Source organism: Caulobacter sp. GW821-FHT11E11 (genome assembly GCF_058808315.1).
In genome coordinates this window covers 284,194-310,421 of the sequence record NZ_JBXARO010000001.1, presented here as the reverse complement: position 1 = coordinate 310,421, position 26,228 = coordinate 284,194, and the positions used below count along the sequence as shown (strand labels likewise).

Annotated in this window: 23 protein-coding genes and 1 pseudogene; 4 read left to right on the top strand and 20 right to left on the bottom strand. The window is 67.4% G+C overall.

All coding sequences use genetic code 11. From position 1 onward, the window contains the following. The 9 genes from ybeY to AC1RR5_RS01525 form a co-directional block, all read right to left on the bottom strand. A complete protein-coding gene (ybeY, locus tag AC1RR5_RS01565) occupies positions 1 to 456 on the bottom strand; it encodes an rRNA maturation RNase YbeY (RefSeq protein ID WP_492919793.1) in 456 nt (151 codons plus the stop codon). A 35-nt stretch (positions 457 to 491) separates the two neighbouring features. Next, complete coding sequence (locus tag AC1RR5_RS01560) at positions 492 to 1,436, bottom strand: PhoH family protein (RefSeq protein ID WP_492919341.1); 945 nt, start codon at positions 1,434 to 1,436, stop codon at positions 492 to 494. After that, positions 1,433 to 2,785 carry a tRNA (N6-isopentenyl adenosine(37)-C2)-methylthiotransferase MiaB gene (gene miaB, locus AC1RR5_RS01555; RefSeq protein ID WP_492919340.1) on the bottom strand — a complete coding sequence of 451 codons (1,353 nt, stop codon included), beginning with the start codon at positions 2,783 to 2,785 and terminating at the stop codon, positions 1,433 to 1,435. The genes AC1RR5_RS01560 and miaB overlap by 4 nt, the downstream gene beginning before the upstream one ends. 63 nt (positions 2,786 to 2,848) lie before the next feature. Beyond that, a complete protein-coding gene (locus AC1RR5_RS01550; RefSeq protein ID WP_492919339.1) occupies positions 2,849 to 3,256 on the bottom strand; it encodes a Fur family transcriptional regulator in 408 nt (135 codons plus the stop codon). Between the two features lie 45 nt (positions 3,257 to 3,301). After that, a complete protein-coding gene (rimI, locus tag AC1RR5_RS01545) occupies positions 3,302 to 3,754 on the bottom strand; it encodes a ribosomal protein S18-alanine N-acetyltransferase (protein ID WP_492919338.1) in 453 nt (150 codons plus the stop codon). Continuing rightward, positions 3,751 to 4,386: a tRNA (adenosine(37)-N6)-threonylcarbamoyltransferase complex dimerization subunit type 1 TsaB gene (gene tsaB / locus AC1RR5_RS01540; RefSeq protein ID WP_492919337.1), complete on the bottom strand. Its 636-nt coding sequence runs from the start codon at positions 4,384 to 4,386 to the stop codon at positions 3,751 to 3,753. The genes rimI and tsaB overlap by 4 nt, the downstream gene beginning before the upstream one ends. A 4-nt stretch (positions 4,387 to 4,390) precedes the next feature. Further along, positions 4,391 to 5,026, bottom strand: coding sequence for a DUF1131 family protein (locus AC1RR5_RS01535; protein WP_492919336.1), 636 nt, complete (start codon positions 5,024 to 5,026; stop codon positions 4,391 to 4,393). Between the two features lie 39 nt (positions 5,027 to 5,065). Further along, positions 5,066 to 5,653 (bottom strand): malonic semialdehyde reductase, encoded by a 588-nt coding sequence (locus AC1RR5_RS01530; protein WP_492919335.1) that lies wholly within the window; start codon positions 5,651 to 5,653, stop codon positions 5,066 to 5,068. 71 nt (positions 5,654 to 5,724) lie between these two features. After that, on the bottom strand, positions 5,725 to 6,306 hold the full coding sequence (locus AC1RR5_RS01525) for a NifU family protein (protein WP_492919334.1): 582 nt from the start codon (positions 6,304 to 6,306) through the stop codon (positions 5,725 to 5,727). A gap of 124 nt (positions 6,307 to 6,430) precedes the next feature. Here AC1RR5_RS01525 and AC1RR5_RS01520 point away from each other — a divergent pair, with 124 nt between their 5' ends. Then, positions 6,431 to 7,699, top strand: coding sequence for a cytochrome P450 (locus tag AC1RR5_RS01520; protein ID WP_492919333.1), 1,269 nt, complete (start codon positions 6,431 to 6,433; stop codon positions 7,697 to 7,699). On the opposite strand, the gene AC1RR5_RS01515 is transcribed toward AC1RR5_RS01520, so the two are convergent. The 4 genes and pseudogenes from AC1RR5_RS01515 to AC1RR5_RS01500 form a co-directional block, all read right to left on the bottom strand. Beyond that, complete coding sequence (locus AC1RR5_RS01515; protein ID WP_492919332.1) at positions 7,696 to 8,184, bottom strand: universal stress protein; 489 nt, start codon at positions 8,182 to 8,184, stop codon at positions 7,696 to 7,698. The genes AC1RR5_RS01520 and AC1RR5_RS01515 overlap by 4 nt on opposite strands. 31 nt (positions 8,185 to 8,215) lie before the next feature. Further along, positions 8,216 to 9,277, bottom strand: coding sequence for a tryptophan--tRNA ligase (gene trpS / locus AC1RR5_RS01510; protein ID WP_492919331.1), 1,062 nt, complete (start codon positions 9,275 to 9,277; stop codon positions 8,216 to 8,218). 41 nt (positions 9,278 to 9,318) lie between these two features. Continuing rightward, entirely contained in the window at positions 9,319 to 10,956 is a 1,638-nt protein-coding gene (murJ, locus tag AC1RR5_RS01505; RefSeq protein WP_492919330.1) for a murein biosynthesis integral membrane protein MurJ, read from the bottom strand. A gap of 482 nt (positions 10,957 to 11,438) precedes the next feature. Continuing rightward, positions 11,439 to 11,578 (bottom strand): annotated as a pseudogene (locus tag AC1RR5_RS01500) (hypothetical protein); the annotation flags it as partial. 310 nt (positions 11,579 to 11,888) lie between these two features. On the opposite strand from AC1RR5_RS01500, the gene AC1RR5_RS01495 reads away from it, so the two are divergent. Further along, positions 11,889 to 12,137: a hypothetical protein gene (locus AC1RR5_RS01495; protein ID WP_492919329.1), complete on the top strand. Its 249-nt coding sequence runs from the start codon at positions 11,889 to 11,891 to the stop codon at positions 12,135 to 12,137. A gap of 322 nt (positions 12,138 to 12,459) precedes the next feature. On the opposite strand, the gene ybiA is transcribed toward AC1RR5_RS01495, so the two are convergent. Beyond that, positions 12,460 to 12,978 (bottom strand): riboflavin biosynthesis intermediates N-glycosidase, encoded by a 519-nt coding sequence (gene ybiA / locus AC1RR5_RS01490; protein WP_492919328.1) that lies wholly within the window; start codon positions 12,976 to 12,978, stop codon positions 12,460 to 12,462. Between ybiA and AC1RR5_RS01485 the strand changes: the two genes are divergently transcribed. Further along, positions 12,968 to 13,216 (top strand): hypothetical protein, encoded by a 249-nt coding sequence (locus AC1RR5_RS01485; RefSeq protein WP_492919327.1) that lies wholly within the window; start codon positions 12,968 to 12,970, stop codon positions 13,214 to 13,216. The genes ybiA and AC1RR5_RS01485 overlap by 11 nt on opposite strands. A gap of 364 nt (positions 13,217 to 13,580) precedes the next feature. Here the strand turns inward: AC1RR5_RS01485 and AC1RR5_RS01480 are convergent, their stop codons facing one another. The 3 genes from AC1RR5_RS01480 to mutS form a co-directional block, all read right to left on the bottom strand. After that, the gene (locus tag AC1RR5_RS01480) at positions 13,581 to 13,748 is read right to left on the bottom strand and encodes a hypothetical protein (RefSeq protein ID WP_492919326.1); all 168 of its coding nucleotides are present in this window, start codon (positions 13,746 to 13,748) and stop codon (positions 13,581 to 13,583) included. A gap of 65 nt (positions 13,749 to 13,813) precedes the next feature. Beyond that, on the bottom strand, positions 13,814 to 16,636 hold the full coding sequence (locus AC1RR5_RS01475; protein WP_492919325.1) for a [protein-PII] uridylyltransferase: 2,823 nt from the start codon (positions 16,634 to 16,636) through the stop codon (positions 13,814 to 13,816). A gap of 20 nt (positions 16,637 to 16,656) precedes the next feature. Further along, positions 16,657 to 19,362: a DNA mismatch repair protein MutS gene (gene mutS / locus AC1RR5_RS01470; RefSeq protein WP_492919324.1), complete on the bottom strand. Its 2,706-nt coding sequence runs from the start codon at positions 19,360 to 19,362 to the stop codon at positions 16,657 to 16,659. A gap of 130 nt (positions 19,363 to 19,492) precedes the next feature. On the opposite strand from mutS, the gene AC1RR5_RS01465 reads away from it, so the two are divergent. Beyond that, the gene (locus tag AC1RR5_RS01465; protein ID WP_492919323.1) at positions 19,493 to 19,981 is read left to right on the top strand and encodes an energy transducer TonB; all 489 of its coding nucleotides are present in this window, start codon (positions 19,493 to 19,495) and stop codon (positions 19,979 to 19,981) included. Here AC1RR5_RS01465 and dnaJ read toward each other — a convergent pair. From dnaJ to AC1RR5_RS01450, 3 genes are all read right to left on the bottom strand, one after another. Then, complete coding sequence (gene dnaJ, locus AC1RR5_RS01460) at positions 19,978 to 21,138, bottom strand: molecular chaperone DnaJ (RefSeq protein ID WP_492919322.1); 1,161 nt, start codon at positions 21,136 to 21,138, stop codon at positions 19,978 to 19,980. The two genes, AC1RR5_RS01465 and dnaJ, sit on opposite strands and share 4 nt — an antisense overlap. Before the next feature lie 160 nt (positions 21,139 to 21,298). Then, on the bottom strand, positions 21,299 to 23,200 hold the full coding sequence (gene dnaK / locus AC1RR5_RS01455; RefSeq protein WP_492919321.1) for a molecular chaperone DnaK: 1,902 nt from the start codon (positions 23,198 to 23,200) through the stop codon (positions 21,299 to 21,301). Between the two features lie 329 nt (positions 23,201 to 23,529). After that, positions 23,530 to 26,172, bottom strand: a complete 2,643-nt coding sequence (locus AC1RR5_RS01450) for a M1 family metallopeptidase (RefSeq protein WP_492919320.1) — start codon at positions 26,170 to 26,172, stop codon at positions 23,530 to 23,532. Positions 26,173 to 26,228 lie beyond the last annotated feature (56 nt).

The following is a 26,228-nucleotide window of genomic DNA, read 5'->3' as shown; positions in this document are numbered from 1 at the left end:
TTAGCGCCCCTGTTCATCGCCGGCATAGGGATCTGGAACGTCCAGACCCGCCAGGATTTCGCGTTCGAGCGCCTCCATGGCTTCCGCCTGGTCGTCGCTCTCGTGGTCGTATCCTAGGAGATGTAGCACGCCGTGCGCCACCAGATGTTGCAGATGGTGGCCCAGAGGCTTGCCCTGCTCGGCCGCTTCGCGCGCGCAGACGCCGTAGGCCAGGGCGATATCGCCGATCTGGCCTTCCGGGTTGGGGGGCGAGGGGAACGACAGGACGTTGGTCGGATAGTCCTTCTGACGGAAGTCGCGGTTCAGGGCCTGGACGCTGTCGTCGTCAGTCAGCAGGATCACGATCCCCTGGCCTTCGATGTCTTCGTGCGCGTCCAGCACGGCCTGGGCGGCGCGCCAGACCAGGGCCTCGGTCTCGGCTTCCGCCGTGGTCCAGGCCTCGTCCTCGATCTCGATGTCTACGGTGATGGTCATGTTAGCGGGGAGTACTCTTACCTGGGCGTGCTTTGGGCCGCGTCCGCGTCATAGGCCTTGACGATACGCTCGACCAGCGGATGGCGCACGACGTCCGAAGACGTAAAGCGCGAGATCGACACGCCCTCGACCCCTTCCAGGATCGAAACGGCGTGGGCGAGCCCTGAGTCACGCGGGTTCAGCAGGTCGACCTGGGTCGGGTCGCCGGTGACGACCATGCGGGCGCCTTCGCCGATCCGGGTCAGGACCATCTTCATCTGCAGGCGCGAGCAGTTCTGGGCCTCGTCGACGATGACGAACGCGTGGGCCAGGGTGCGGCCGCGCATGAAGGCGATCGGGGCGACCTCGATCTCAAGCTTCTCGCGGCGACGACGCAGCTGGTCGGCGCCCATGATGTCGGTCAAGGCTTCCCAGACCGGAGCCATGTAGGGATCGACCTTCTCGTTCAGGTCGCCCGGCAGGAAGCCCAGCTTCTCGCCGGCCTCGACGGCGGGACGGGTGACGATCAGGCGATCGACCTCGCCGCGCATCAACATGCCCGCGCCATGGGCCACGGCCAGGAAGGTCTTGCCGGTGCCGGCGGGACCCAGGCCGAAGGACAGCGGATGGGTGGCCATCGCTTCCATGTAGTGGGCCTGGCCCTTGGTCTTGGGCGAGACATTGCCCTTGCGCACCGCGCGGGGCGAGGCCTGGCCGCCGGTCTCGTGGGCCGAGCCGATGGCGATGCGCGCGTCGGCCTCGACCACCTCCTCGCCGGCGTCGGCGCGGGCGGCCAGGGTCTGCAGAACGCGTTTCGCGCCGGTGCGGCCTCGGGCGTCGCCGGTGATGGTGACGCCGCCGCCCGGGGTCTCGATCAACACCTTGAAGGCGTCCTCGATCAGGGCGGCGTGACGGCCCGACGGACCGGTAACGGCGACGACGGCGTCGTCGGACAGCGGCAGGAACTCAGGCGTACGGCTCAAGCGGTCTCCAGGGCAGGATTGGTTTCAAGCACGCCCCCCAAGCTCATCTTGGCGGCGCTCTCGATACGGACAGGCACGATCGTGCCGATCAGGCTTTCAGGGCCTTCAGCATGCACGGCCTGCAGATATGGGCTGCGACCCACGATCTGGCCAGGGTGGCGGCCCGACTTCTCGAACAGCACCGGCATGACCTTGCCGACCTGGCTGGCGTTGAAGGCGCGCTGCTGGTCGTCCAAGAGCTGGTTCAGGCGGTCCAGGCGCTCGGCCTTGACCGCTTCGTCGACCTGGCCGGGCATGGCCGAAGCGGGCGTGCCGGGACGCCGCGAATACTTGAACGAGAAGGCGGATGCGAAGCCGACCTCGCGGACCAGCTCCAGGGTCTTGTCGAAATCGCCGTCGCGCTCGCCAGGGAAGCCGACGATGAAGTCGCCGCTCATGGCGATGTCGGGCCGCGCGGCGCGGATCTTCTCGATCAGCTCCACATAGCTCTCGGCCGTGTGGTCGCGGTTCATGGCTTTCAGGATCTTGTCGCTGCCCGCCTGCACCGGCAGGTGGAGGTAGGGCATCAGCTCCGGCAGCTCGCCGTGAGCCTCGATCAGATCCTCGCCCATGTCGCGCGGGTGGCTGGTCGTGTAGCGGATGCGGTCCAGGCCATCGATCTTGGCCAGCTGGCGCACCAGCTTGGCCAGGGTCGAGCCGTCGCCGTCATAGGCGTTGACGTTCTGGCCCAGCAGGGTGACTTCGCGCACGCCCTTGCCGGCCAATTGCTTCGCCTCTTCGACGATGTCGTTCACCGGCCGCGACCACTCGCCGCCGCGCGTATAGGGCACCACGCAGAAGGTGCAGAACTTGTCGCAGCCCTCCTGCACGGTCAGGAACGCGGTGACCCCGGTCACGTGGCGTTCGGCCGGCAGGGCGTCGAACTTCTCGTCGGCGGCGAAGTCGGCGGCCAGGCGCTCGCCGGTCGCCCGGTGGGCGCGGGCGATCAGCTCGGGCAGCTGGTGATAGGCCTGGGGACCGACGACCAGATCGACCGCCTTCTGGCGATGCATGATCTCCTTGCCCTCGGCCTGGGCCACGCAGCCGGCCACGGCGATGGTCATGCGACCGCCGTCCAAGGCCTTCCGGTCCTTCATCTGCTTGATGTAGCCGAGCTCGGAATAGACCTTCTCGGTCGCCTTCTCGCGGATGTGGCAGGTGTTCAGCACCACCAGGTCCGCGCCTTCCGGGTCATCGACGACGCCATAGCCCAGCGGACGCAGGACATCGGCCATGCGCTCGCTGTCATAGACGTTCATTTGACAGCCGTAGGTCTTGATATAGAGGCGCTTTTGCGGGGTCTCGCTCATGCGCGAGGTTATGGGGTCACGCGGCCGCCGGCGCAAGTTCGCCAGGGCCACACCCAGAGCCGCTTAGTCCTCCAGCGGGATCCCGTAGAGCTCCAGCCGGTGGTCGATCAGCTTGTAGCCGAGCTTGCGGGCGATCGCGTTCTGAAGCGCCTCGATCTCCTCGTCCACGAACTCCACGACCTTGCCGGTCTTCATGTCGATCAGGTGGTCGTGGTGGTGATCGGGCGTCTCTTCGTAGCGCGAGCGACCGTCACGGAAGTCGTGGCGCTCGATGATGCCGCTTTCCTCGAACAGGCGGACGGTGCGGTAGACCGTGGCGATCGAGATGTGCGGATCGATGGCGTGGGCGCGGCGGTGCAGCTCCTCGACGTCCGGGTGGTCGTCGGCGGACGACAGCACGCGCGCGATCACGCGGCGCTGGTCCGTCATGCGCATGCCTTTTTCGATACAGGCTTTTTCGAGTCGATCCACGGCGGCGCTCCGTCTTGAGTCGCGGGCAAGATAGGCGGTCGGTCGCTAAGTGTTAAGCGCCCGGCGCATGACAAGCGCGTCCTTAGCCCCATCGGGATGGGGATAATATCCCTTGCGCAGGCCGACCTTGGCGAAACCGGTCGTCTGGTAGAGGGCGATGGCCGCCAGATTGTCGGCGGCGACCTCCAGGAACATCGCTTCGGCGCCGGTTTCAGCGGCGATCCCGGCGGCGATCTCGACCAGGGCCGCGCCCCAGCCGCGACGTCGCGCGACGGGATCGACGGCGATGGTCAGGATCTCGGCCTCGCCGGCGATCGAACGGCACAGGATGAAGCCCTTGGCCTGCGCGGGTTCGCCCGCCTCGCCCAGCACGGCGAAAGCGCCGGGAGATTTCAGCAGGTCGTCGAACTCCACCGCCGTCCAGGGCCGGGGAAAGGCCTTGTCGTGAAGATCGGCGAGATCGAAGGCGGCTTCTGAGCCGACGGGACGCAGGTTCATGCGGCGGGCAGCGTGGCGTAGGGCGCGCGCAGATACAGCGGCCGGGGCGAATGGGCAGGCGCGGGCTTCCCAGCGGCCAGGCGGGCGACGGCGACAGGGTCCGGCGCGGCCGGGGTCAGCACGGTCGCGACGCTCAGTGTATCGGCCAGCAGCGGCGCGCCGGAGCCGACCAGGGTCGCCGGTCCGCCCGAATAGAGCTCGGCCAGGCGCGCGGCGGCTTCGCCCAGGCCCAAGGCGTCGGGGGCCATCAGCGAAACGCCGTCGGCGAAGACCTGAATGTAGACCTGGCTCATCCGCGCATCGATGATGGCGGCGACGAAGCCCTTGGTCCCATAGGCCAGGCTCTCCAGCGTGTTGACGCCCACGCAGGGGATCGACAGCGCCGTGGCCAGGCCCTTGGCGAAGGCCAGGCCCACCCGCAGGCCGGTGAACGAGCCCGGACCGACCGTGACGCCGATCCGCTTGAGATCGGTGAACGCTACGCCGGCTTCGGCGGCGGCCTCGCGGGCGAGGATTCCGATGCGCTCCTGGTGGCCGCGGGTCATCGGCTCGCTGCGGGTGGCCAGCACGCGCTCGTCCTCGAGCACGGCGACCGAGCTGGCGCCGAGGCAGGTGTCGATCGACAGGATCACGAGATCAGCCGGCGCCGACCACGGCGGCCTCGGCCGGGCGCCAGACGAATTCGTTCAGCTGGGCCTTGGCCTTCAGGGTCGCCTCGGGCGGCACGCCGCCCTTGGTCCAACCGGGCACGCCGAACACGTAGGACACGGTCGCCGCCTCGGGGCGGACGCAGATCACGGCATTGACCTCGCGGCCCTCGCCAGCGCGGCACTGATCGGCGGTGAAACCGAGATCGGCCCACTTGGCCAGCAGTTGCTCGTCCTGGGGACCGCGCGCATCGCCGGCATTGACGCGGACATAGGCGATCTCGCCTTCGTCATTCTTGCCGACCTCGGCCAGCGGGACGTTGTCCTGCTCGATATTGATGATCGGCTGGGGCGGGCCTTCGCCGAAGTGCAGGAAGGCGTTGTCGACCTTGGCCTTCGGGAACAGGACCTTCAGGGTCGCGAGATCGAAGGCGACCGAACCGTTGATCGGCCCGACGCCGTCCTTGCTGACCTTCAGCGGGCCGCCGGCATAGGGCGCGATGGCGACTTGGACGGGGGCCTTGGTTCCCGCGTCGGGAGCCTTGGCGGTCTCGTCCTTCTTGGCCGGCCCGCAGGCGGCCAGCAGCACGAGCGGCAGGGCGAGGAGGGTGTGGCGGAGGGTCATGCGGGCTTTGTAGCCCGGCGCCCCTCCGCCGTCACCGGGTCAGAGGATTTTCGCGGCCTCATCGAAGTCCAGGCGCGGGTTGCGCGGGAACAGGCCCTCGTCCGTGCCATGGCCGATCGAGACGATGAAGTTGCTCTTGATGTTGGCGCCCGCGAAGAACTCGGCGTCGACGCCGGCGTTGTCGAAGCCCGACATCGGACCGACGTCCAGGCCCAGGGCGCGCGCGGCGAGGATGAAATAGCCGCCTTGCAGCGAGCTGTTGCGCAGCGCGCCCCACTCGCGGGCGGTCAGGTCGTTGAACCAATCCTTGGCGCCTGGGGCGTGCGGGAACAGCTTGGGCAGGGTTTCCGGGAAATCGAGGTCGTAGCCGATGATCACCGTCACCGGGGCCTGGCGGATCTTCGGGGCGTTCGAGCCCGACGAATGCTTGGCCAGGCGTTCCTTGGCTTCGTCCGAGGTCAGGAAATAGAAGCGGGCCGGGGTCGAGTTGGCCGCGGTCGGGCCGAACTTGGTCAGCTCATAGAGCTCGCGCAGCACGCTTTCCGGCAGCGGCGTCGGATCCCAGCCATTGCGGGTCCGGGCTTCGGTAAACAGCTGGGCGAGCGTGGCGTCTTCGAGCTTGGCCATGAGCGATCCTTGAGGAAGCTATTTGCAACAACGATAGTTACAATATAGAGCTTCCGCCCGATCGCGCAAGCTTAGCCGAGCGTCTGCTCGACCCGCGTCACTTCCGGCACATAGTGCTTGAGCATGTTCTCGACGCCCGACTTCAGGGTCGCCGACGAGGACGGGCAGCCCGAGCAGGCGCCGCGCATGTGCAGCCACACCACGCCGGTCTGCGGCTCGAAGCGCGAGAAGACGATGTCGCCGCCGTCCTGGGCCACAGCCGGACGGATGCGGGTGTCGAGCAGTTCCTTGATCTCGGCGACGATCTGCGAGGCTTCCTCGTCATAGACGCCGTCGTCGTCGTGGCCGCCTTCGGCGTTCGACGCCGCATCCAGCAGCACCGGCCGGCCGCTGGTGAAATGGTCCATGATCGCCGCCAGGATCGGCGCCTTCAGGTGCGGCCACTGGGCGTCCTCGCCCTTGGTCACGGTCAGGAAATCGGGACCGAAGAACACCCGCGTCACGTCGCCCAGGTCGAACAGGGCCTTGGCCAGCGGCGAGGCGTCGCCCTCCTCCGGCGTGCGAAACTCGCGCGCGCCCTCACCCAGCACTTCGCGGCCGGGCAGGAACTTCAGGACCTCGGGGTTCGGGGTGGTTTCGGTCTGAATGAACATGGTCCTGAAATGGACCTCGCGAGGCCGTGACGCAAGACCGGTGCGATGTCGCATTTTAAAAGTGACACAGGCGTCATTTTCTGGCGTCATGCTCGCAAAACATCGATCCGCGGGAGGATCCAAGATGAGCGACGGTTCTATCGACCTGAAGGAAGCTGCGCGGGCCAAGGCCTATTCGACGCCGCTCGAGGACTATCACGTCGCCGACCCGGCCCTGTTCCAGGCCGACGCCATGTGGCCCTACTTCGAGCGGATGCGGAAGGAAGACCCCGTCCACTGGTCGAAGGGCGACGAGGAGATCGGGCCGTATTGGTCGATCACCCGCTACAACGACATCATGACCGTCGACACGACCCACCAGGTCTTCTCGTCGGACGCCCATCTGGGCGGCATCACCATTCGCGACTTTGACGAGGACTTCGTCCTGCCGATGTTCATCGCCATGGACCAGCCCAAGCACGATATCCAGCGCAAGACGGTCAGCCCGATCGTCTCGCCGCAGAACCTGGGCCGGCTGGAAGGCATCATCCGCGAGCGGGTCTGCCAGATCCTGGACACGCTGCCGATCGACGAGCCGTTCGACTGGGTAGACCGCGTCTCGATCGAGCTGACCACCCAGATGCTGGCCACCCTGTTCGACTTCCCCTGGGAAGAGCGCCGCAAGCTGACCCGCTGGTCCGACGTCGCCACGGCCTCGCCCGAGAGCGGCCTGGTGGAGAGCGAGGACGCCCGCCGCGCCGAGCTGCTGGAATGCCTCGGCTACTTCACCAATCTGTGGAACGAGCGGGTCAACCAGACCGAGCCGGGCAACGACCTGATCTCGATGCTGGCCCACGGCGAAGCCACGCGCGACATGCCGCCCTTCGAATATCTGGGCAATGTCATCCTGCTGATCGTCGGCGGCAACGACACCACCCGCAACTCGCTGACCGGCGGCCTCTACGCCCTGAGCAAGAACCCGCAGGAAGAGGCCAAGCTGCGCGCCGATCCTTCGCTGATCCCCAACATGGTCTCGGAGATCATCCGCTGGCAGACCCCGCTGGCCCACATGCGCCGCACGGCGCTGGAGGACTTCGAGCTCAACGGCAAGACCATCAAGAAGGGCGACAAGGTCGTGATGTGGTACGTCTCGGGCAACCGCGACGACACGGTCATCGAGAACGCCGACGCCTTCATCATCGATCGCCCGCAAGCCCGCCGCCACCTGTCGTTCGGCTTCGGCATCCACCGCTGCGTCGGCAATCGCCTGGCCGAGATGCAGCTGAAGATCGTCTGGGAAGAGGTGCTCAAGCGCTTCCCCAAGATCGAAGTCCTGGAAGAACCCAAGCGCGTCTACTCGACCTTCGTGAAGGGCTACGAGCGGATGATGGTGCGGATCCCGGAGCGGACCTAAGCTAGCGCGTCGAGCTCTTCGTCCGTCAGGTCACCCGGCACCACGGTGACGGGTAGCTTGCGCCCCGCGAAGCCGACGCCCTCCTTGGCGATGGCCGCGATCAGGGGGCCCGGGCCTCGGCCGGCCGTCGACGTCGCCAGGATCAGGATCTTGATGCTGGGATCGGCGGCGACCACCGCCTTCAGGGCCGTGCGGACGCTGTCAGCGTGCTTGATGATGAACTCGGGCGGCAGGCCGGTCTCGGCAACGACCTGGGCGGCTAGGCTCTGGAGCAGGACCTCGGCCTCCTCGCGTTCTTGTCGTTCTATCTCTTCTCGAACCCCGCTCCAGTGCTCGAACTCGGCGGGCGAGATCACCTTCAGCAGCGCCACGTGACCGCCGGTCGAGCGGGCGCGGCGGCAGGCGTATTTCAGCGCCGCGGCGAACTCCGGCGTGTCGTCGGCGACGACCAGGAACTTGCGGCGACTGGAAGCGGCGTCGGTCATGCGCCGACAAGACGCCGCTTCAGCATCGACCTCAAGCCCCCCAGAAGCCGACCAGCTTCTTGACCTCGGCCAGGGTCGGGGCCGCGGCTTCGCGCGCCTTCTCCGCGCCCTTGGCCAGGATGCTGTCGAGAACCGCCGGATCGCCCAGCAGGCCGCGCATGCGCTCGCCGACCGGGGCCAGCTTCTCGACCGCCAGCTCGGCCAGGGCCGGCTTGAAGGTCCCGAAGCCCTTGCCGGCGTATTCGGCCAGCACCTCGGCCTTGGTCCGGCCGGACAGGGCCGCGAAGATGCCGACCAGGTTGTCGGCCTCGGCGCGGGCGCCCAGCTCTTCCAGGGTTTCCGGCAGCGGTTCCGGGTCGGTGCGGGCCTTGCGGACCTTGGCGGCGATGTCGTCGGCCGTGTCGGTCAGGTTGATGCGCGAATAGTCCGACGGGTCGGACTTGCTCATCTTGGCCGAACCGTCGCGCAGGCTCATGACCCGCGCGCCCGGCCCCTGGATCAGAGGATCGGGCTGCGGGAAGAAAGCCGGAACGCCGCCAGGAATGCCGAAGTCGTGGTTGAACTTCTGGGCGATGTCGCGGGTCAGTTCCAGGTGCTGCTTCTGGTCCTCGCCGACCGGCACGTGGGTGGCCTTGTAGACCAGGATGTCGGCCGCCTGCAGCACCGGGTAGGTGTAGAGGCCCACCGAGCTGCGCTCCTTGTGCTTGCCGCTCTTCTCCTTGAACTGGGTCATGCGGTCCAGCCAGCCGAGGCGGGCGACGCACTGGAAGATCCAGGCCAGCTCGGCGTGCTCGCGCACCGCCGACTGCGGGAAGATCGTCGCCTTGTCCGGGTCCAGGCCCGAGGCGATGTAGGCGGCCGCGATCTCGCGGGTCTGCTGGGCCAGCAGCGCCGGGTCCTGCCACACGGTGATGGCGTGCAGGTCGGCCACGAAGATGAAGGTGTCGATCTCGTGCTGCAGGCGGGAGAACTTCACCAGCGCACCCAGATAGTTGCCCAGGTGCAGGGCGCCCGAAGGCTGGACGCCCGAGAGCACGCGGGCGGGGCCCGAGTAGACGGCCGGCGCTTGGGTGGCGGGAGCTTGATCGGTCATGGCCGCTGGTTAGCGCCGCGACCCGACCAGGGCAAGGCCGATCAAGCCTTGCCCCGGCGCAGGACCGCCTTCAGCTCGGCCGGCTTCACCCCGCCGAACAGGAACAGCAGCGGCGGATAGACCAGAACGCCGGCCAGGCAGGTCAGCGCCAAAGCGAACTCCTTGGCCCCGATCGCGTGGCCGGTCAGGCCCAGGCTCCGCAGCGGGGCCTCGATCAGGTCGCGATAGTGCGAGGCGGCGGCCATCAGCAGGCCCATGCCCAGGCTGGCCAGCAGGATGCGGATCAGGCGCGACCAGGTCTGGCTGGTCGGGCTGTAGTCCTTCTTACGCGACAGGCCGAAGGCCATCTGGCCGACATTGATCCACGAGGCGATGGCGGTCGCGGCCGCGATGCCCTTGACCCCGACCAGCTGGAACAGGACCACGCCGAAGGCGATGTTCACGGCCACCGAGATCAAGGCGAACCGCATCGGGCTCTTGGTGTCGCCGCGCGCGAAGAAGGCCCGCGAATAGAGCTGCTGCAGCACGAAGGCCGGGGTGCCCAGGCCGTAGAAGAACAGCGCCGCCGCCGTCTGGCTGGCGTCGAAGGCCGTGAACTGGCCGCGGGTGTACAGGCCGTCCGACAGGAAGCCCGGCATGGCGATCAGGGCCGCGGCGGCCGGCAGGGTCAGGGCCATGGCGAGCGTGACGCCCTGGTCCATGGCGCTCTGGGCGTCGTCCTTGTCGCCGGAGTGCACGGCGCGCGACAGGCGCGGCAGCAGGGCCACGCCGATGGCCACACCCACCAAGCCCAGCGGCAGCTGGTACAGGCGGTCGGCGGTAGCCAGCCAGGTGCGGCCGCCGGGGACGTGGCTGGCCAGGTTGCCCGAGATGAAGATGTTGACCTGGGTGGCGCTGGCCGCCAGGGCGCCGGGGATGGCCTTGCCGATCAGCTCGCGCACTTCCGGCGTCAGGCGCGGGATCCGCCAGTGGACCTTGGCGCCGGACTTGTTGACGCCCCAGGTCAGCAGGGCCGCCTGGGCGACGCCAGCCACCACGACGCCGATCGAGCCCCAGGTCGCCGCGCCGACGGCGCTGGTCTGGGGCAGGATGAAGGCCAGGGTGCAGATGTTCAGCAGGATCGGCGCGCCGGCCGACAGGATGAAGCGGTCACGGGCGTTCAGCACGCCCGACAGGTGCGCGACGATGGCCATGCACGGCAGGTACGGCATGGTGATCTGGGTCAGCAGCACCGCCAGCTTGTATTTCTCGGTGCCCCAGCCGAAGCCCGGGCTGATCAGCATCATCAGCCACGGCATGGCCAGCTGGCAGATCACGGTGATCAGGATGGTCGAGGCCGCCAGGGTGGCCATGGCGTCGGCCGCCAGGATGTCGGCCTTCTCCTCGCCGTCGCGCTGCAGCGACTTGGCGTAGGCCGGCACGAAGGCCGCCGCGAAGGCGCCCTCGGCGAAGAACCGGCGGAACAGGTTCGGGAAGGCCAGGGCGGCGTTGTAGGCGTCGGCGGCCGGGGTGGCGCTGGCGCCCATCCGGTACGAGACGGCCAGGTCGCGCGCGAAGCCCATGAACCGGCTGACCAGGGTCAGGCCCGAATAGATCGCCGACGACTTGAGCAGGCCTCCGCCCTTCTTGGCGGGCGGCGTGGACGTTTCGGCGGGCGAGGGAGGGACAGCGTCGGTCACGAACGGCTTCTGGGGGTTTGGCGGGAGGGCGTCAAGGTGCGGCGCTGACCCCTCCACCGGCTTCGCCGGTCCCCCTCCCCCAAGCGGGGGAGGAGAGTGACTGCCCCGCTTGGGGGCGGACAGACCGCGTAGCGGTCAGGTGGGGGCCTGTGCTGAGTCATGCGCTCTCGGCTCCACGCGGCCAGCGCCGCTGAAGGTGTGTGGGGAGGCGACGGAGCGGCCGGGCGAACCCGGAGACCGTAAGGTTTGTTGTGTTTCGGCTCGCAGACCGCTCCGCCAGGCTGTTCTTGCCCGTGAGGATGGGAGGCGTGAGCGTCTTTCAGCTCGGGTCCCCACTAGCCCCCGGACGGGCGCGGACCAAGTCGATCGGCTACATCCGTCTCGACCCCGACGATCCACGATAGGCGGCTTATACGATCACCGCCCTGTCGATCCGCTGATGGCTTTGACCCCGGAAGCTGCCCGTTCGCCAGCCGATCCGCCTAAAGAGTACGGATGGAGCGACTTTCGAGCCTCCAGGAACCGCCAGCGGCCCCGCTCAACCTACCCCCGCCGCCGTTTTGGGCCGGATCCAAACGCCCTCCCCCGCGACGGGGATGGCTATGATTGTGCGGCGGGTTTGAGCGCGGATCATTCAGCGAGGTCTAAAATCGACAAGCAGTTGATTTCACTGCGTTCGATCTCGCGAATTCCGAGGATAGAGCACCGCCAATCCCCTCTCTCTTAGAGAGAGGTTCGGTGCGCGCGATCCCACTCCGTAGGAAAGCCTTCCGGCCCGGAAGAGCGCCCTCCTTACATCTCACGGCGAGACGATCGCAGGGCTGACCAGGTCAGCCCTGCACGCTGCAGCCTCCAAGAGATGAAAGGATCGCACCGACCAAGGTCGACTTTCGACCCTTCGGCGACGTTTGAAAGGTCTGTTATGGTACCGCATGATTGAGATCACTCGGCACCGCATCATCAAATCATTCACCAACGAAAGCGGTGACCAACGGGTAGTTATCGAGTTACGACCTGACGAGCTGGCTCAATTCATCGAAGAGCATTTCTACGGCGATCCAGCCGAGCACGACGATCATGTCGGCTGGCAGGCCGTTTCTGCGTCTGGCCTCTATCCAACTGCATCAGAAGCCGAACGAGCAGCTTTGGCATCAAGACCCTGGCTTCTCACAAACGTCTAAGTCCCGTTCCGAGAACGACATCGACGTCAGCTCACCACCCGTGGCGGACAATCAGTGCGGCTGTTACGAGACCGGCCGGATTGGAGAAGAGCTATGGCCGTCTGCTGCTTCTGCGCACAACCGATTACCAGCAGCGATGTTGGCGCGGTCTCTATCGCCCTGGCGGCTCTCTCCGGTAGGCGAAACCCACCCAGCCAGGAACTGTTCGCTCATGCGCCGTGCTTGGAAGAAAAGTTTGCTCCGGTTCTCGCGCCGTCCATCCCGTTTGATGCGGAAGCCTTCAGCGACTGACGGTCGACGTCTCCTGAGCGGTCGTCCTCTGCTACACTGTGAGTTCGGATCGTACTTTGGTTAGGATACGTCCTAGCAAGTTGCCGCCCTTCCACTCTGACGGCGATTGCACACACGGATCATCAACGGCCAGGCCCACACCCCAAATCCAATCTCTCGGATTGGCCTCAACCAGCATGGCCTGCCCAGTCGCTTTCAGTTGCCGCGCCGCGCCCGCGTTTTGGGTGAACTTTGCTAGGTTACCCTGGTAGACAAGGCTGACTTTCCAGCGGTCCCAGGTTTCCTGTTCAAAGCCTTGGACCGTCTGTCCGAAACGCTTCTGCTCGTCCGGACTGGCGGTCGCTAAGATCGCCTCCGCAGCATTTCCATCGCCGAAAAGTCGCGCCTTGGAGAACATCATCCATTGTTCGGCAGTGACCAGCGTCAGGCCGTCAATCTCGAACGAGGTCGGATGCCACTGACTGAACACGCCCTTGATGAAAGGGTGAAAACTATCGAAATCCTCAGCTACCGGAAGGTCGGTCTCGGAGATCAAGGGCTTGTCGGTCATCTCGCCATATGACCTCAGAAGCGTCGCCTTTCCACCCATTGCGGAAGTTGCCGGTCCATCCGAAGCTGCCGATATGGGCACGTTGGAAGATCTTAAACTCGACCGGGAGCATGTGGCGCACTTGCTTGACGAGTGCGAATGCGGTCGCCACCCCGCCACACAAGAAGGCGAGGCGAGCCTTCAGTACGAGCTTGACAGGCTTGATGCCGAAATCTCCCGACTGACTACTCAAGCTTAGGTCCGTTCACCACCCTAGTCAGACATTCATTTTGCGACCTATTGTTGCGTATGGCCCTAGATAATTACGAAGGCGTACCGGTCGTCGGCGGCTGGTTCTTATACGGCGGGACCGTTCGCACGCGCGTTGAGATAATTGCTCGCGACTACGACGTTTGGCATCGAACCCTTGAGGCGGATGGGATGCTGGAGGCTGACGACGTACCCGTTCAGCCCGGACCGGACGGTTGTCTATACTACCTTCACGGAAACACGCTTCCCCACCGAACTCTCGACGAAGCCCGGGCCTGGGTAGACAGCCAGCCTTGGGCACCTGTGTGTTGGGACGACCGCTCACCACCCATCGCAGACGCCCGCTCCGCAGGCTATTTCGGCGCGAGGTCCGGCCGGGAAGCCAGGAACGCCGCGCGTTCCTCGTCGGTCAGCACCTTGGCGGTCTTGCGCCGCGCCACCTTCGGGGTCGGCCGCGCATAGGCGCCGGCGGGGGCCGCTGCCGGCTTGAGGTCGGCCAGGCTCTTGATCGGCGGCTTCATGTCGTTCCCCCAGTTCGTGACCCGGCGAGACGACCCGCCGGCTCGTGACGGTCTTGCGAAGACGCCTAGCGCGCCACGCTGGCCCGCGCCCGGCGCAGACCCGCGCGAGCGGCCGGCGCCGTCGCTTCGTTCTGTTCCAGCGCCGCCAGCAGGTCGGCCTTCAGGGCGGCGACCTTGCGGGTCTCGGTGACCTTCCCGCCCTCGGCCGTCTGGACGTAGAAGGCGTCGACCGCCCGCTCGCCATAGCCGTCGATATGGGCCGACTGGATGGAGAGGCCGCTCTCGGCCAGGGTCTTGGCGAGCGCGTGGAGCAGGCCCGGCCGGTCGCGGCCCGAGGCCTCGACCACCGTGGCGTCGTTGGAGGCCTCGTTGTCGACCACCACCGTGGGGGCGATGGCGAAGGCGGCGGCGCGCGATTGCTCGGCGCCTCGGCGCGGCTCGACCGACAGGGCCTCGCCCCGCCCGGCGGCCTCCAGCGCATCGGCCAGACGACGCAGGCCGCGAGGGTTCTCGCAGCCGAACGGCGCGCCGGTCACGTCCTGCACATGGAAGACGTCCAGGGCCTGGCCCTGGCGAGAGGTGAAGACCCGCGCCCCGACGACATTGCCGCCCAGCGACGAGATCGCCAAAGCCAGGTCGGCGAACAGGCCGCGACGGTCCTTGGCCGCCACTACGATCTCGGCGGCGTTCTGGCCCTGGCGCACCCGGCCCTCGGCGGCGGCGCCGCCCTGGATGGCCGCCCTGCGCGCCAGGGCGGCGTGCTCGAACAGGTCTTCCTGGCCGAAGGCGCTGAAATAGGCGTTCTCCATCGCCGTCGCCCAGCCCATGGCCGCCGGATCGGTCTCCAGCAGGGCCGCGCGCGCGGTCTCGGCGGTGATCTCCTGGTGGCGCTGGACATTGGCGGCGGCGTCGCTGCCGCGCCCGCCCCGGAACACCGCCTCGGTGGCGTTGTAGAGCTCGCGCAGCAGCTGGCCCTTCCAGCCGTTCCAGACCCCCGGCCCGACGGCGCGGATGTCGGCGACGGTGATGACCAGCAGCAGGCGCAGGCGCTCGGGGTTCTCGACGATGCGGGCGAAGGCCGCGACCGTGCCCGGATCGGAGACGTCGCGCTTCTGGGCGAAGTCGCTCATGACGAGGTGGTTCTCGACCAGCCAGGCGACCAGCTCGACCTTCACACGCTCGACGCCCAGCCGTTCGCAGGCGCTGCGGGCAGAGCGGGCTCCGGCCTTCTCCTGGCCGCCGACCCCGCCCTTGCCGGTGTCGTGAAGCAGCATGGCCAGGAACAGGGCCTCGCGGTCCTCGATCAGCGGCATGATCGAGACGGCCAGCGGGTGGTCGTCCACCAGTCGCCCGGCCGCCATGTCGCCGATCAGGCCCACCGCCCGCAGGGTGTGCTCATCCACCGTGTACGAGTGGTACATGTTGAACTGCATCTGGGCGACGATCCGGCCGAACTCCGGCACGAAGCGGCCCAGCACCCCGGCGTCGTTCATCAGGGTCAGGGTGCGATAGCTGCGCTTGCCCCGCGCCAGCAGGTCCAGGAACCCCCGGCAGGCGTCGGGATCGCGGCGCACGCGCGAGGTGATCAGCGACAGGCTGCGGGTCACCGCCGTGAAGGCGTCCGGATGCAGATCCAGGTCGCGCTCGTCGGCGATCTTGAACAGGCGGATCAGGTTGACCGGATCGGCCTCGAAGATCGATTGATCCTCGATGTTCAGGCGCCCGCCGTCCTCGTAGAAGCCCTCGACATCCAGCGCCTTGCGCTTGGGACGCCCGCCCGACAGGAAGCGCGAAATGCCCTTGGGCTCGTTCTTGAAGTGCTCGGCTTCCAGCTTGGCCGAGAAGGCGCGGGTCAGGGCCCCGACCTCCTTGGCGATCAGGAAGTAGCGGCGCATGAACCGCTCGACCGCCGGCGCGTCGCCCCGGTCGCCATAGCCCATGCGGCGGGCGATCTCGGGCTGGAGGTCGAAGGTCAGGCGCTCTTCCGGCCGGCCCGTCGTGAAGTGCAGATGCGCCCGCACGGCATGCAGGAAATCGAAAGCGCGGATGAAGGCCTTGGTCTCGCGGCCCGAGAACACCTCCATCTTGAAGACGTCCTCGGGACGATCGACGGGGTGCAGATATTCGGCGATCCACATCAGGGTGTGGAGGTCGCGCAGGCCGCCCTTCCCTTCCTTGACGTTGGGCTCGACCATGTAGCGGCTGGCGCCGGCGCGGGCCTGGCGGTCGTCGCGTTCCTTCAGCTTGGCGGCGACGAACTGGGCGCCGGTGCCCTTCATGACGTCGTCGCGGAAGCGCTTCTTCAGATCGTCGGCCAAGCGCTCGTCACCGGTCAGGCGGCGGGCCTCCAGGATCGAGGTGCGGATCGTGAAGTCTTCCTTCGAGAGGCGCACGCACTCCTCGATGGTCCGCGAGGCGTGGCCGACCTTGAAGCCCAGGTCCCACAGCGCATACAGCATGTACTCGATCACGCTCTCGGCGTGCGGCGTCTGCTTGTAGGGCCGCAGGAACAGCAGATCGATGTCGCTGAACGGCGCCAGGGTCCGCCGGCCATAGCCGCCGACCGCCAGCAGGCACAGGCGCTCGCCCTCGGTCGGGTTGCGGGCCCGGAACACGTGCACCGTCGTGAAGTCGTAGAGGGCGGTGATCACCTCGTCGGTGACCCCGCTGAGCAGCCGGGCGGTCTCGACGCCGGCGGCGCCGTTCTCCAGCCGTTCCTTGGCGATCATCCGGCCGCGAAACAGCGCCTGTTTCAGGATCTCGATGGCCCGCGAGCGCTGTTCGGCCTCGTTGCCGATGGAATCCAGCGCGGCGGCCGACAGTCGGGCCCGCAGGGCGTGACCGTCGACGACGTGTTCCAGGCGGGTGGGGCGAAGGCGACGGGGCATGTTGATTATATGGGTACCAGCTAGGTCTTCAGCAGACCCTTAAGACGATAGAGGGCTTCCAAGGCCTCGCGGGGGCTCATGCCGTCAACGTCCAGATCCGACAAGGTGTCCTCGACGACACTCGGCGCCGCTTTGGCGGGCATCGGCGCGGCGGCCTGGCTGAGGGCGAACAGCGGCAGGTCGTCCAGCTTGGCCGGCGACTGATCCTTGCTCTCCAGGCGATCCAGCACCTCGCGGGCGCGGACGACCACCGGACCGGGCACGCCGGCCAGCTTGGCCACCTGCACGCCGTAGGAGCGGTCGGCGGGACCGGGCGCGGCCTCGTGCAGGAAGACAAGGTCGCCGTTCCATTCCTTGGCGCGGAGGCTGAGGTTGGAGACGAAGCTCAGCCGCTCCTCCAGCGTCGCCAGCTCGTGATAGTGCGTGGCGAACAGGGCGCGGCTCTTGTTGGTGTCGTGCAGGGCCTCGGCGCAGGCCCAGGCGATGGCCAGACCGTCATAGGTGGCCGTACCGCGGCCGATCTCGTCCAGGATCACCAGCGAGCGCGGGCCGGCCTGCGTCAGGATGGCGGCGGTCTCGACCATCTCCATCATGAAGGTCGAGCGGCCACGGGCCAGGTCATCGCCGGCGCCGACGCGGCTGAACAGGCGGTCGACGACACCGAGACGGAATGAGGCGGCCGGCACGTAGCAGCCGGACTGGGCCAGGATCGCCAGCAGGGCGTTCTGGCGCAGGAAGGTCGACTTACCGGCCATGTTCGGGCCGGTGACGATCGACAGCCGCGCCCCGGTCTCGCCCGAGGCGTCCAGGCAGCAGTCGTTGGGGGTGTAGGGGTCGCCGGCGCGCTTGACGGCGGCCTCGACCACCGGGTGGCGGGCGCCCTTGGCGTCGAAGGCGTAGGACCTGTCGACGATCGGCCGCACGGCGTCGGCGTCCTCGGCCCACTCCGCCAGCGCCGAAGCGACGTCCAGGCGGGCCAGCGCCTCGGCGGCGATCTGGATGGCGTCGGCCAGCAGGCGGGCCTGCTCGCGCCAGTCCTCGAAGGCGGCGACCTCCATGGCCAGGGCGCGCTCGGCGGCCTGGGCGATGCGGGCGTCCAGGTCGGCCAGCTCCACCGTGGTGAAGCGCACCTGGCTGGCCAGGGTCTGGCGGTGGATGAAGACAGCATTCAGCGGTGGTTGAAAGAGCGGGTCGGCCTTGCCGGCCGTGGCCTCGACGAAATAGCCGAGCACGCCGTTGTGGCGGATCTTCAGTGGCACGCCGCTGTCGGCGGTCAGCTGGGCTTCCAAGGCGACGATGACCTTGCGGCTGTCGTCGCGCAGGCCGCGCGCCTGGTCCAGCTCGGGCCGGATGCCGGCGGCGACGAAGCCGCCATCGCGGGCCAGGGCCGGCAGGTCGTCGCCCAGGCCTTGCTCCAGCACGTTCAGGAACTGCGAAAGGCCCTCGTGCAGCGACGGAGTCAGGGCCTTGAAGGCGTGCTCCAGCTCGAATGGCGGCGGCGACAGCGGATCGGGCGAACCGCCCGCCATGCCGGCCAGGCGTTCGCCGACCTTCAGCGTGTCGCGCAGGCAGCCGAGGTCGCGCGGACCGCCCCGACCGAGGGCGAGACGGGAAAGCGCGCGAGCCATGTCGCCGGAGCCCTTCAGGACTTCACGCAGGCGCTGGCGCAGCTGGCGGTGCTCGACGAACCATTCGACGGCGTCCAGGCGCTGGTCGATGGCGGCGACGTCCAGCAGCGGGCGGGCCAGGCGCGAGGCCAGCATCCGCGCGCCGCCGGCCGAAACCGTGCGGTCGATACAGGCCAGCAGCGAGCCGTTGCGATCGCCGGTCTGGGTGCGGTCGATCTCCAGGCTGCCGCGCGTGGCCGGGTCGATGGCCATCACATCCGCATCAGCGGCGCGACGCGGCGCGCGCAGCGCCGGCAGCTTGCCGGCCTGGGTCATTTCCAGGTGGGCGGCGATCAGGCCCAGGGCGCCGATCTCGGCCGGCGTCAGGCCGCCAAAGCCGTCCAGGGTGTCGACACCGTACAGGCGCTTCACGCGGGCTTCCGAGGCCTGCGGCTCCGACAGCGCCGAGGGCATTGGCTGCACCAGGCCGCCGCAGATCTTCAGGGTCTGGGAGAGGCTCTCGTCCGACAGAAGCCGATCAGCGACCAGGGTCTCGGACGGCGCCAGCGCCGCCAGGATCGGGGCCACGGCCTCCTTGGCCAGGGCGAAGACCTCGACCTCGCCGGTCGACAGCTCGACCGACGCCACGGCCGCCTGCCCCGCCCGCACGGCGACGGCGGCCAGGCGGTTGGCGCCACGGGCGTCCAGCAGGCCGTCCTCGGTCAGAGTGCCGGGCGTCACGACGCGGACGATGTCGCGGCGGACGACGGACTTGGAGCCGCGCTTCTTGGCCTCGGCCGGGTCTTCCATCTGTTCGCAGACGGCGACCTTGAAGCCCATGCGGATCAGCTTGGAGAGATAGGCCTCGGCCGCGTGCTGCGGCACGCCCGCCATCGGGATCGGCTGGCCCGCATGCGTGCCCCGGAACGTCTGGCTGATGCCCAGCGCGGCGGCGGCCTTATAGGCGTCGTCGAAGAACAGCTCGTAGAAATCGCCCATGCGGAAGAAGATCAACGCATCGGGCTGCCGCGCCTTCATCTCGAAGAACTGCTGCATCACCGGCGTCGCGCCGGTGGGGTCGAGAAGGTGCGCAGGAGTCGGCGTGGCGTGGGCGTTCATGACGCCCGAAACTACAGAGCGTCGCGACTCCCGTTAAGGGGCGGCGTTAAGGTTTTCGGGGGATGGAAGACCGTTACGCTGATTTTCGAACTTGCTTGACGGCCGATCCACGCCCGGTTGAGCTGGCCGCATGACTACCACCACGCCGGCCCAGCCGCCTCCGCCTCGCCCCGCCGTCATGGGCTCCTACCGCCCCGACTGGCTCGAGAAGCCGACCGGCGACGACATGGCGGACTTCTATCCCGACCATGCCGCGCGAAACGACATCTCCGGCAAGGCGACGATCACCTGCAAGGTGAACACCGGCGGGCTCCTGACCGAATGCAAGGTCGTGGAGGAAAGCCCGCCCGGCGAGCATTTCGGCGAGGCGGCGCTGAAGCTGGCGCCCAAGTTCCGAATGATCCCGCCAGACGATCCCAACGCGGCGCCCGGCGAGGTGACGGTGCCGCTGATCTTCGAGATCCCGGAGCGGTCCGCGGGCGAACCCGACGTCTCCCAGATCCTGACGACGGCCGGTCTGGGCGTGGCGGGCGTCTCCGCCCTCCTGCTGATCGCGATGATCTGGGGTCTCGGCCGCTACCACAACCGCGCGGCCAGGCGGTCGACGAGGAAGCCCTAGCTCCCCGTCACCTCTTCCCAGAAGCGCTTGGCCTTGCCGACGAAGTTGGCCGACTTGGGGTTTTGCTTCTCGCCGCACAGGCCGGCCAGTTCGCGCATCAGTTCTTTCTGACGAGCTGACAGATGGGTCGGGGTTTCGACGAACAGTTCGACCACCAGGTCGCCGCGCTGACGGCTGCGCAGGGACGGCATGCCCTTGCCCTTGAGGCGGACGGTCTTGCCGGTTTGGGCGCCTTCCGGGACGTTGACCGAGATCTTGCACTGGCCGTCGCAGGTCTCGCCGCCCAGCAGGCAGGGGGCCTCGATCTCGCCGCCCAGGGCGGCCGTGGTCATCGGCACCGGCACGGTGCAGAGGAGGTCGAGACCGTCGCGTTCGAAGAGCTCGTGCGGGGTCACCGACAGGAAGATGTAGAGGTCGCCGCGCGGACCGCCGCGTGCGCCCGCGTCGCCTTCACCCGCCAGGCGGATGCGGGCGCCGTCATCGACGCCGGCCGGGATGCGGACCGACAGGATGCGCTCGCGGCGCACCTGGCCGTGGCCGTGGCAGTTCGTGCAGGGATCCAGGATCATACGGCCCGAGCCGCCGCAGCGCGGGCAGCCGCGCTCGACCGCGAAGAAGCCCTGCGTCGCGCGGACGCGGCCAGCGCCGCCGCAGGTGCCGCAGACGGTGGGGTTGGTGCCAGGCTTGGCGCCCGAGCCCTCGCAGACCTCGCAGGTCATGGCGGCGGGCACCTTGATCTCGACCTCGGCGCCGGCATAGGCCTGCTCGAGGGAGATCTCCAGATCGTAGCGCAGGTCCTGACCGCGCTGGGGACCGTTCGACTGGCGACGGCCGCCGCCGAACATCTCGCCGAAGACGTCACCGAAGACGTCGTTGAAGATGTCGTTGGCGTCGAAGCCCTGGCCGCCGAAGCCGGCGCCACCGCCGCCTTGCGGACCGTTGACGCCCGCATGGCCGAAGCGGTCATAGGCCGCGCGCTTCTGGGGATCGGAGAGGACCGAATAGGCCTCGTTGATCTCCTTGAACCGCCCAGTGGCGTTCTCGCAGCCGCCATTGCGGTCGGGGTGATGTTCCATCGCCAGTTTGCGGAACGCGGACTTCAGACCAGCATCATCGATGGTCCGGGTCACGCCGAGGATTTCGTAATAGTCGCGCATCGTCAGCGTCTGGCGCCCAAAAGGCCCACGAAAGTGGCGTTGATACAGGAAGAGGTGGGATAGCACGCGGCCCGGCGCAAGGCGTCCTCAGGCGGCGAGACAAGACGTCGCGGCCGCGGAACAGACCTATCGAGCATGTTCCGCGGCGCGCGCATGGCGATTAGTTCGCCGGCTTGTTGTCGTCGACTTCTTCGAACTCGGCGTCGACGACGCCATCGTCCGCGGCCTCGGCGCCGTCAGCGCCTTCGTCCGAACCCGACTGGGCGGCGTACATGGCCTCGCCCAGCTTCATCGACGCCTGGATCAGGGCTTGGGTCTTGGCCTGGATGGCCTCGACGTCCTCGCCTTCCAGGGCGGTCTTCAGCTCGGTGATCCCGGTCTCGATCGCGGTCTTTTCAGGCGCGCCGACCTTGTCGCCGTGCTCGGCCAGAGCCTTCTCGGTCGAGTGCAGGATCGCCTCGCCCTGGTTCTTGGCCTCGACCAGCTTCTTCTTGGTCTCGTCGGCGGCCTTGTTGGCCTCGGCTTCCTTGACCATGCGCTCGATGTCCGCGTCCGAGAGGCCGCCATTGGCCTGGATGCGGATCGAGTGTTCCTTGTTGGTCGCCTTGTCCTTGGCGTGGACCTGCACGATGCCGTTGGCGTCGATGTCGAAGGTGACCTCGATCTGCGGCACGCCGCGCGGCGCCGGCGGGATGCCGACCAGGTCGAACTGACCCAGGATCTTGTTGTCCACGGCCATCGGGCGTTCGCCCTGGAACACGCGGATCGTCACGGCCGACTGGTTGTCGTCGGCGGTCGAGAAGGTCTGCGAGCGCTTGGTCGGGATGGTGGTGTTGCGTTCGATCAGCGGGGTGAACACACCGCCCAGGGTCTCGATGCCCAGGGTCAGCGGGGTCACGTCCAGCAGCAGCACGTCCTTGACGTCGCCTTGCAGCACGCCGGCCTGGACGGCCGCGCCCAGCGCCACGACTTCATCGGGGTTCACGCCCTTGTGGGGCTCACGACCGAAGAAGTCCTGCACCGCCTGCTGGACCTTGGGCATGCGGCTCATGCCGCCGACCAGGATCACTTCGTCGATGTCGCTCTTCTTCAGGCCGGCGTCCTTGAGGGCCTGTTCGCACGGACCGATGGTGCGCGAGATCAGGTCGTCGACCAAGGCTTCCAGCTTGGCGCGCGACAGCTTGATGTTCAGGTGCAGCGGGCCCGAGGCGTTCATGCTGATGAACGGCAGGTTCACTTCGTACTGGGCGACCGACGACAGTTCCTTCTTGGCCTTTTCGGCCTCTTCACGAAGGCGCTGCAGGGCCAGCTTGTCCTTGCGCAGGTCGACGCCCTGCTCCTTCTTGAACTCGTCGGCCAGGTAGTCGACGATCCGAAGGTCGAAGTCCTCGCCGCCCAGGAAGGTGTCGCCGTTGGTCGACTTCACTTCGAAGACGCCATCGCCGATTTCGAGGATCGACACGTCGAAGGTGCCGCCGCCCAGGTCGTAGACGGCGATCTTCTTGTTGTTGTCCTTGTCCAGACCGTAGGCCAGCGCGGCGGCGGTCGGCTCGTTGATGATGCGCAGGACTTCCAGGCCGGCGATCTTGCCGGCGTCCTTGGTCGCCTGACGCTGGGCGTCGTTGAAGTACGCCGGGACGGTGATGACCGCCTTGGTCACGGTCTCGCCCAGGTGGGCTTCCGCGGCTTCCTTCATCTTCTGCAGGATGAAGGCCGACACTTCCTGCGGGCTGTAGTCCTTGCCGTGGGCCTTGACCCAGGCGTCGCCGGTCGGGCCCTTGACGATGTCGTAGGGCACCATGCCCTTGTCTTTTTCCACGACCGGGTCGCTGGCGGAGCGGCCGATCAGGCGCTTGATCGCAAACAGCGTGTTGGTCGGGTTGGTCACGGCCTGGCGCTTGGCCGGCTGGCCCACCAGGCGTTCGCCATCTTCCATGAAGGCGACAACCGACGGCGTCGTGCGAGCGCCTTCGGCGTTCTCGATCACCTTCGGGGTCTTGCCGTCCATGATGGCCACGCACGAATTCGTGGTGCCAAGGTCGATGCCGATAATCTTGCTCATATTGGTACCTGTTCGCTCCTTTAGGCGGACGGCGGTGACAAGGGCCTTCTCGGAAGCGCCCCGGTTTTTCTCGTTCCCGTCCCCGGTGGGTTCGTACGCTCTACGGTTGGGTCCACATCTTGTTCCGACGGCAAAAGCCGAGCGGGCAAAATGCGTTGTGCGAAGTTGACGAGCCCGTCAACCCCGCTTCGAAGCCGGATATGGGGGATGGGTGGCAGGGCGCAAGCCCATAACCCCTCGGATGGAGGGGGAATCTGGTACCGCGACCAAGAAAAATGGCCGCACCCCTTTCGAAGCGCGACCATTGGAAGTCGTTGATTATTCGAGAATTAGCCCGCCTTGGCGACCCAGGCGGTGATCACCGGCAGGCGCTGCTGGCGGATCTGGGCGCGGTTCAGCACGGCGGCGGCGGCCTTGTCGGCTTCCTTGCGCGAACCTTCGGCCAGATTGGCGGCGGCATAGGCCTTGATCTTCTCGGCCGTGGCCGGGTTCGACGAGGCCGCCCCCAGGCCGGGGATGAACCGGGTGCGCGAGCTGGAGTCGACCTTGTCGTTGACCGCGTCCTTGTTGGCCACGGCCCAGTCGAAGGTGAGGTCCGGATGCAGGCCGGCGACCCGCGAGATCATGGTCGACGACAGGGTCTCGCCCGGCTCGGTGGTCAGGGCCAGTTCCAGCGCCTTCTTGGCCAGGGTTTCATCTTCGGCCGCGGCCAGCAGGCTGTAGAGCTGGGCGCGGACCAGCGGGGTCTTCTCGGCCTGGGCCTGGGCGCGGATGGCGTCCCAGGTCGCCTGGTCGGCGTGCTTGGCCACGACGCCCAGGATGGTCTTGCGCAGCGGACCGGGGATGGCCGACGGGTCGGTCTTGTCGGCGTTGAAGCGCCGGGTCGCCTCGGCCACCACGTCGCTGTCGCCCAGGCCGCCCAGCGCCCCGATCAGGTCGGCGCGCAGGATGGCGACATTGTCGGGCTCGCCGGTCTTGGCGGTCCAGCCCACCTTGGCCATCAGCGGCCGCAGCTGGCCGATGGCCACCTTGCGGAACGCCGCGCGCTCGGCGGGCGCGCCTTCGTAGTAGCCGTCGATGGCCGACAGCACGCTGGCCACCTTGGACAGCACCTGCGGATCGGCGTCGGCCGGCGTGGCCTTGGCCAGGTCGAGGAAGTCGGTGGCGGGCTGGTAGCCGGCCAGGCCCATCGACCAGGCGTCGCTCATCACGCCCAGCTGGTCGATCGCCGGCAGCTTGCCGAAGCTCTGGACGATGCCCGTGAAGCGCTCCGAACCGTACAGGGTGCGGAAGTAGCCGCTCTGGCCGGCATTGACGACCACCGGGCCGCAGCCGTCGACCGTAACCGTCCCCTGGCCGCCGGTGACCAGGGTCTTGGCCGTGCCGCCGCCGATGGCCTGGACGGTGACCGGCACGCGCCAGGTCAGGGGCTTCTTGCCCGGGATATCCTTGCTGAACTCGCCCTGGGTCAGGGACAGCGTGGTCTTGCCCGCCGCGCAGGTCGCATTGCTGACCGTGATCAGCGGGACGCCCGGCTGCAGGGTGAAGTCGTGGGCGATGGCCTTGATCGGCTTCTTGGCGGCGACCTCGACGGCGCCCCACAGGTCGTCGCTGACCGTGTTGCCGTGGGCGTGCTGCTTCATGTAGGCGCGCACGCCGTCGCGCCAGGCGTCGTGGCCCACATAGCTTTCCAGCATGCGGATGACGGCCTCGCCCTTCTGGTAGGTGATGGCGTCGAAGGCCTGGCTGGCCTGCTCGACGGTCTCGACGTGCTGCACCACCGGGTGGGTGGTCTGCAGGGCGTCCAGGCCCATGGCGTACTCACGGCCGTTCACCGCGCTGACGGCGGCGTTCCATTCGGGGTGGAAATGCTCGGTCGCCCGGCCTTCCATCCACGAGGCGAAGCCCTCGTTCAGCCACAGGTCGTCCCACCAGGCCATGGTGACCAGGTCGCCGAACCACTGGTGGGCCATCTCGTGGGCCACGGTGGTGAAGACGTTCTGCTTGTCGGACTCCGTCGAGATCTTCGGGTCCAGGTTCATGGCGTATTCGAAGTAGAAGATCGCTCCCCAGTTCTCCATGGCGCTGAAGAACTGGCTGCGGCCCGGCGCGGCGATGTTGTCCAGCACCGGCAACGGGTACGGCGTGCCGAAATAGTCGTTGTACCAGGGCAGGATGTCGGCGGCGGACTTCAGGGCGAAATCGGCCTTGGGCGTATCGCCCTTCTTGGTCACCACGCCGACGTCGACGCCGGCGGCCTTGACCGAGGCGCGGTCGAACTCGCCCAGGCCGAAGAACAGCAGGTAGGTCGACATCTTGGGCGAGGTCGCGAACTTCACGACGGTCTTGCCGCCGCCCAGGTCCTTCGAGGACGCGATCGGCATGTTGCCCAGGGCCATCTGGCCGGTCGGGATCGTCGCCTCGACGGTGTAGGTGGCCTTGTAGAACGGCTCGTCCCACGAGGGGATGAAGCGGCGGGCGTCGGAATTCTCGAACTGGGTGTAGATCGCGCGCTTCTTGCCGGCCTCGGTCTCGTAGTCGAGGGCGAACAGGCCGGCGGCCTGCTTGTAGATCTTGCCGGCATAGTCGATCGACAGGACGTACTTGCCCTTCGGCAGGGTCTTGCCGAACGTGAAGGCGGCGGTCTGGGCTTCGTCGTCAAGCTTGATCTTGGCCGCGCCGAAACCGGCGATCTCGGCCTTCGAGAACGTCAGGTCGGCGGCCTGCAGCGTGACCGTCGCGGTCGGCTCGACCACCTCGATGGCGATCTTCACCTGAGCCGTGAAGGTCATCTTGTCGGCGTCGGGCGTGAAGGCCAGATCATAGTGGACGGGGCGCACATTGCGCGGCAGCTGGGTCGTCACGGTCGCGAAGGTCGCGCCCTTTGTGCCGACGGCGTTCGGGGCGGCGGAAGCGCTGCCGGCGGCCAACAAGATCACGGCCATGGCCGCTGAGGACATAAGACGACGCATGTTCGGTCCTAAAATGGAAAAATCATCCGGCCCCCTCAGCCGGCGGCGCAAACCAA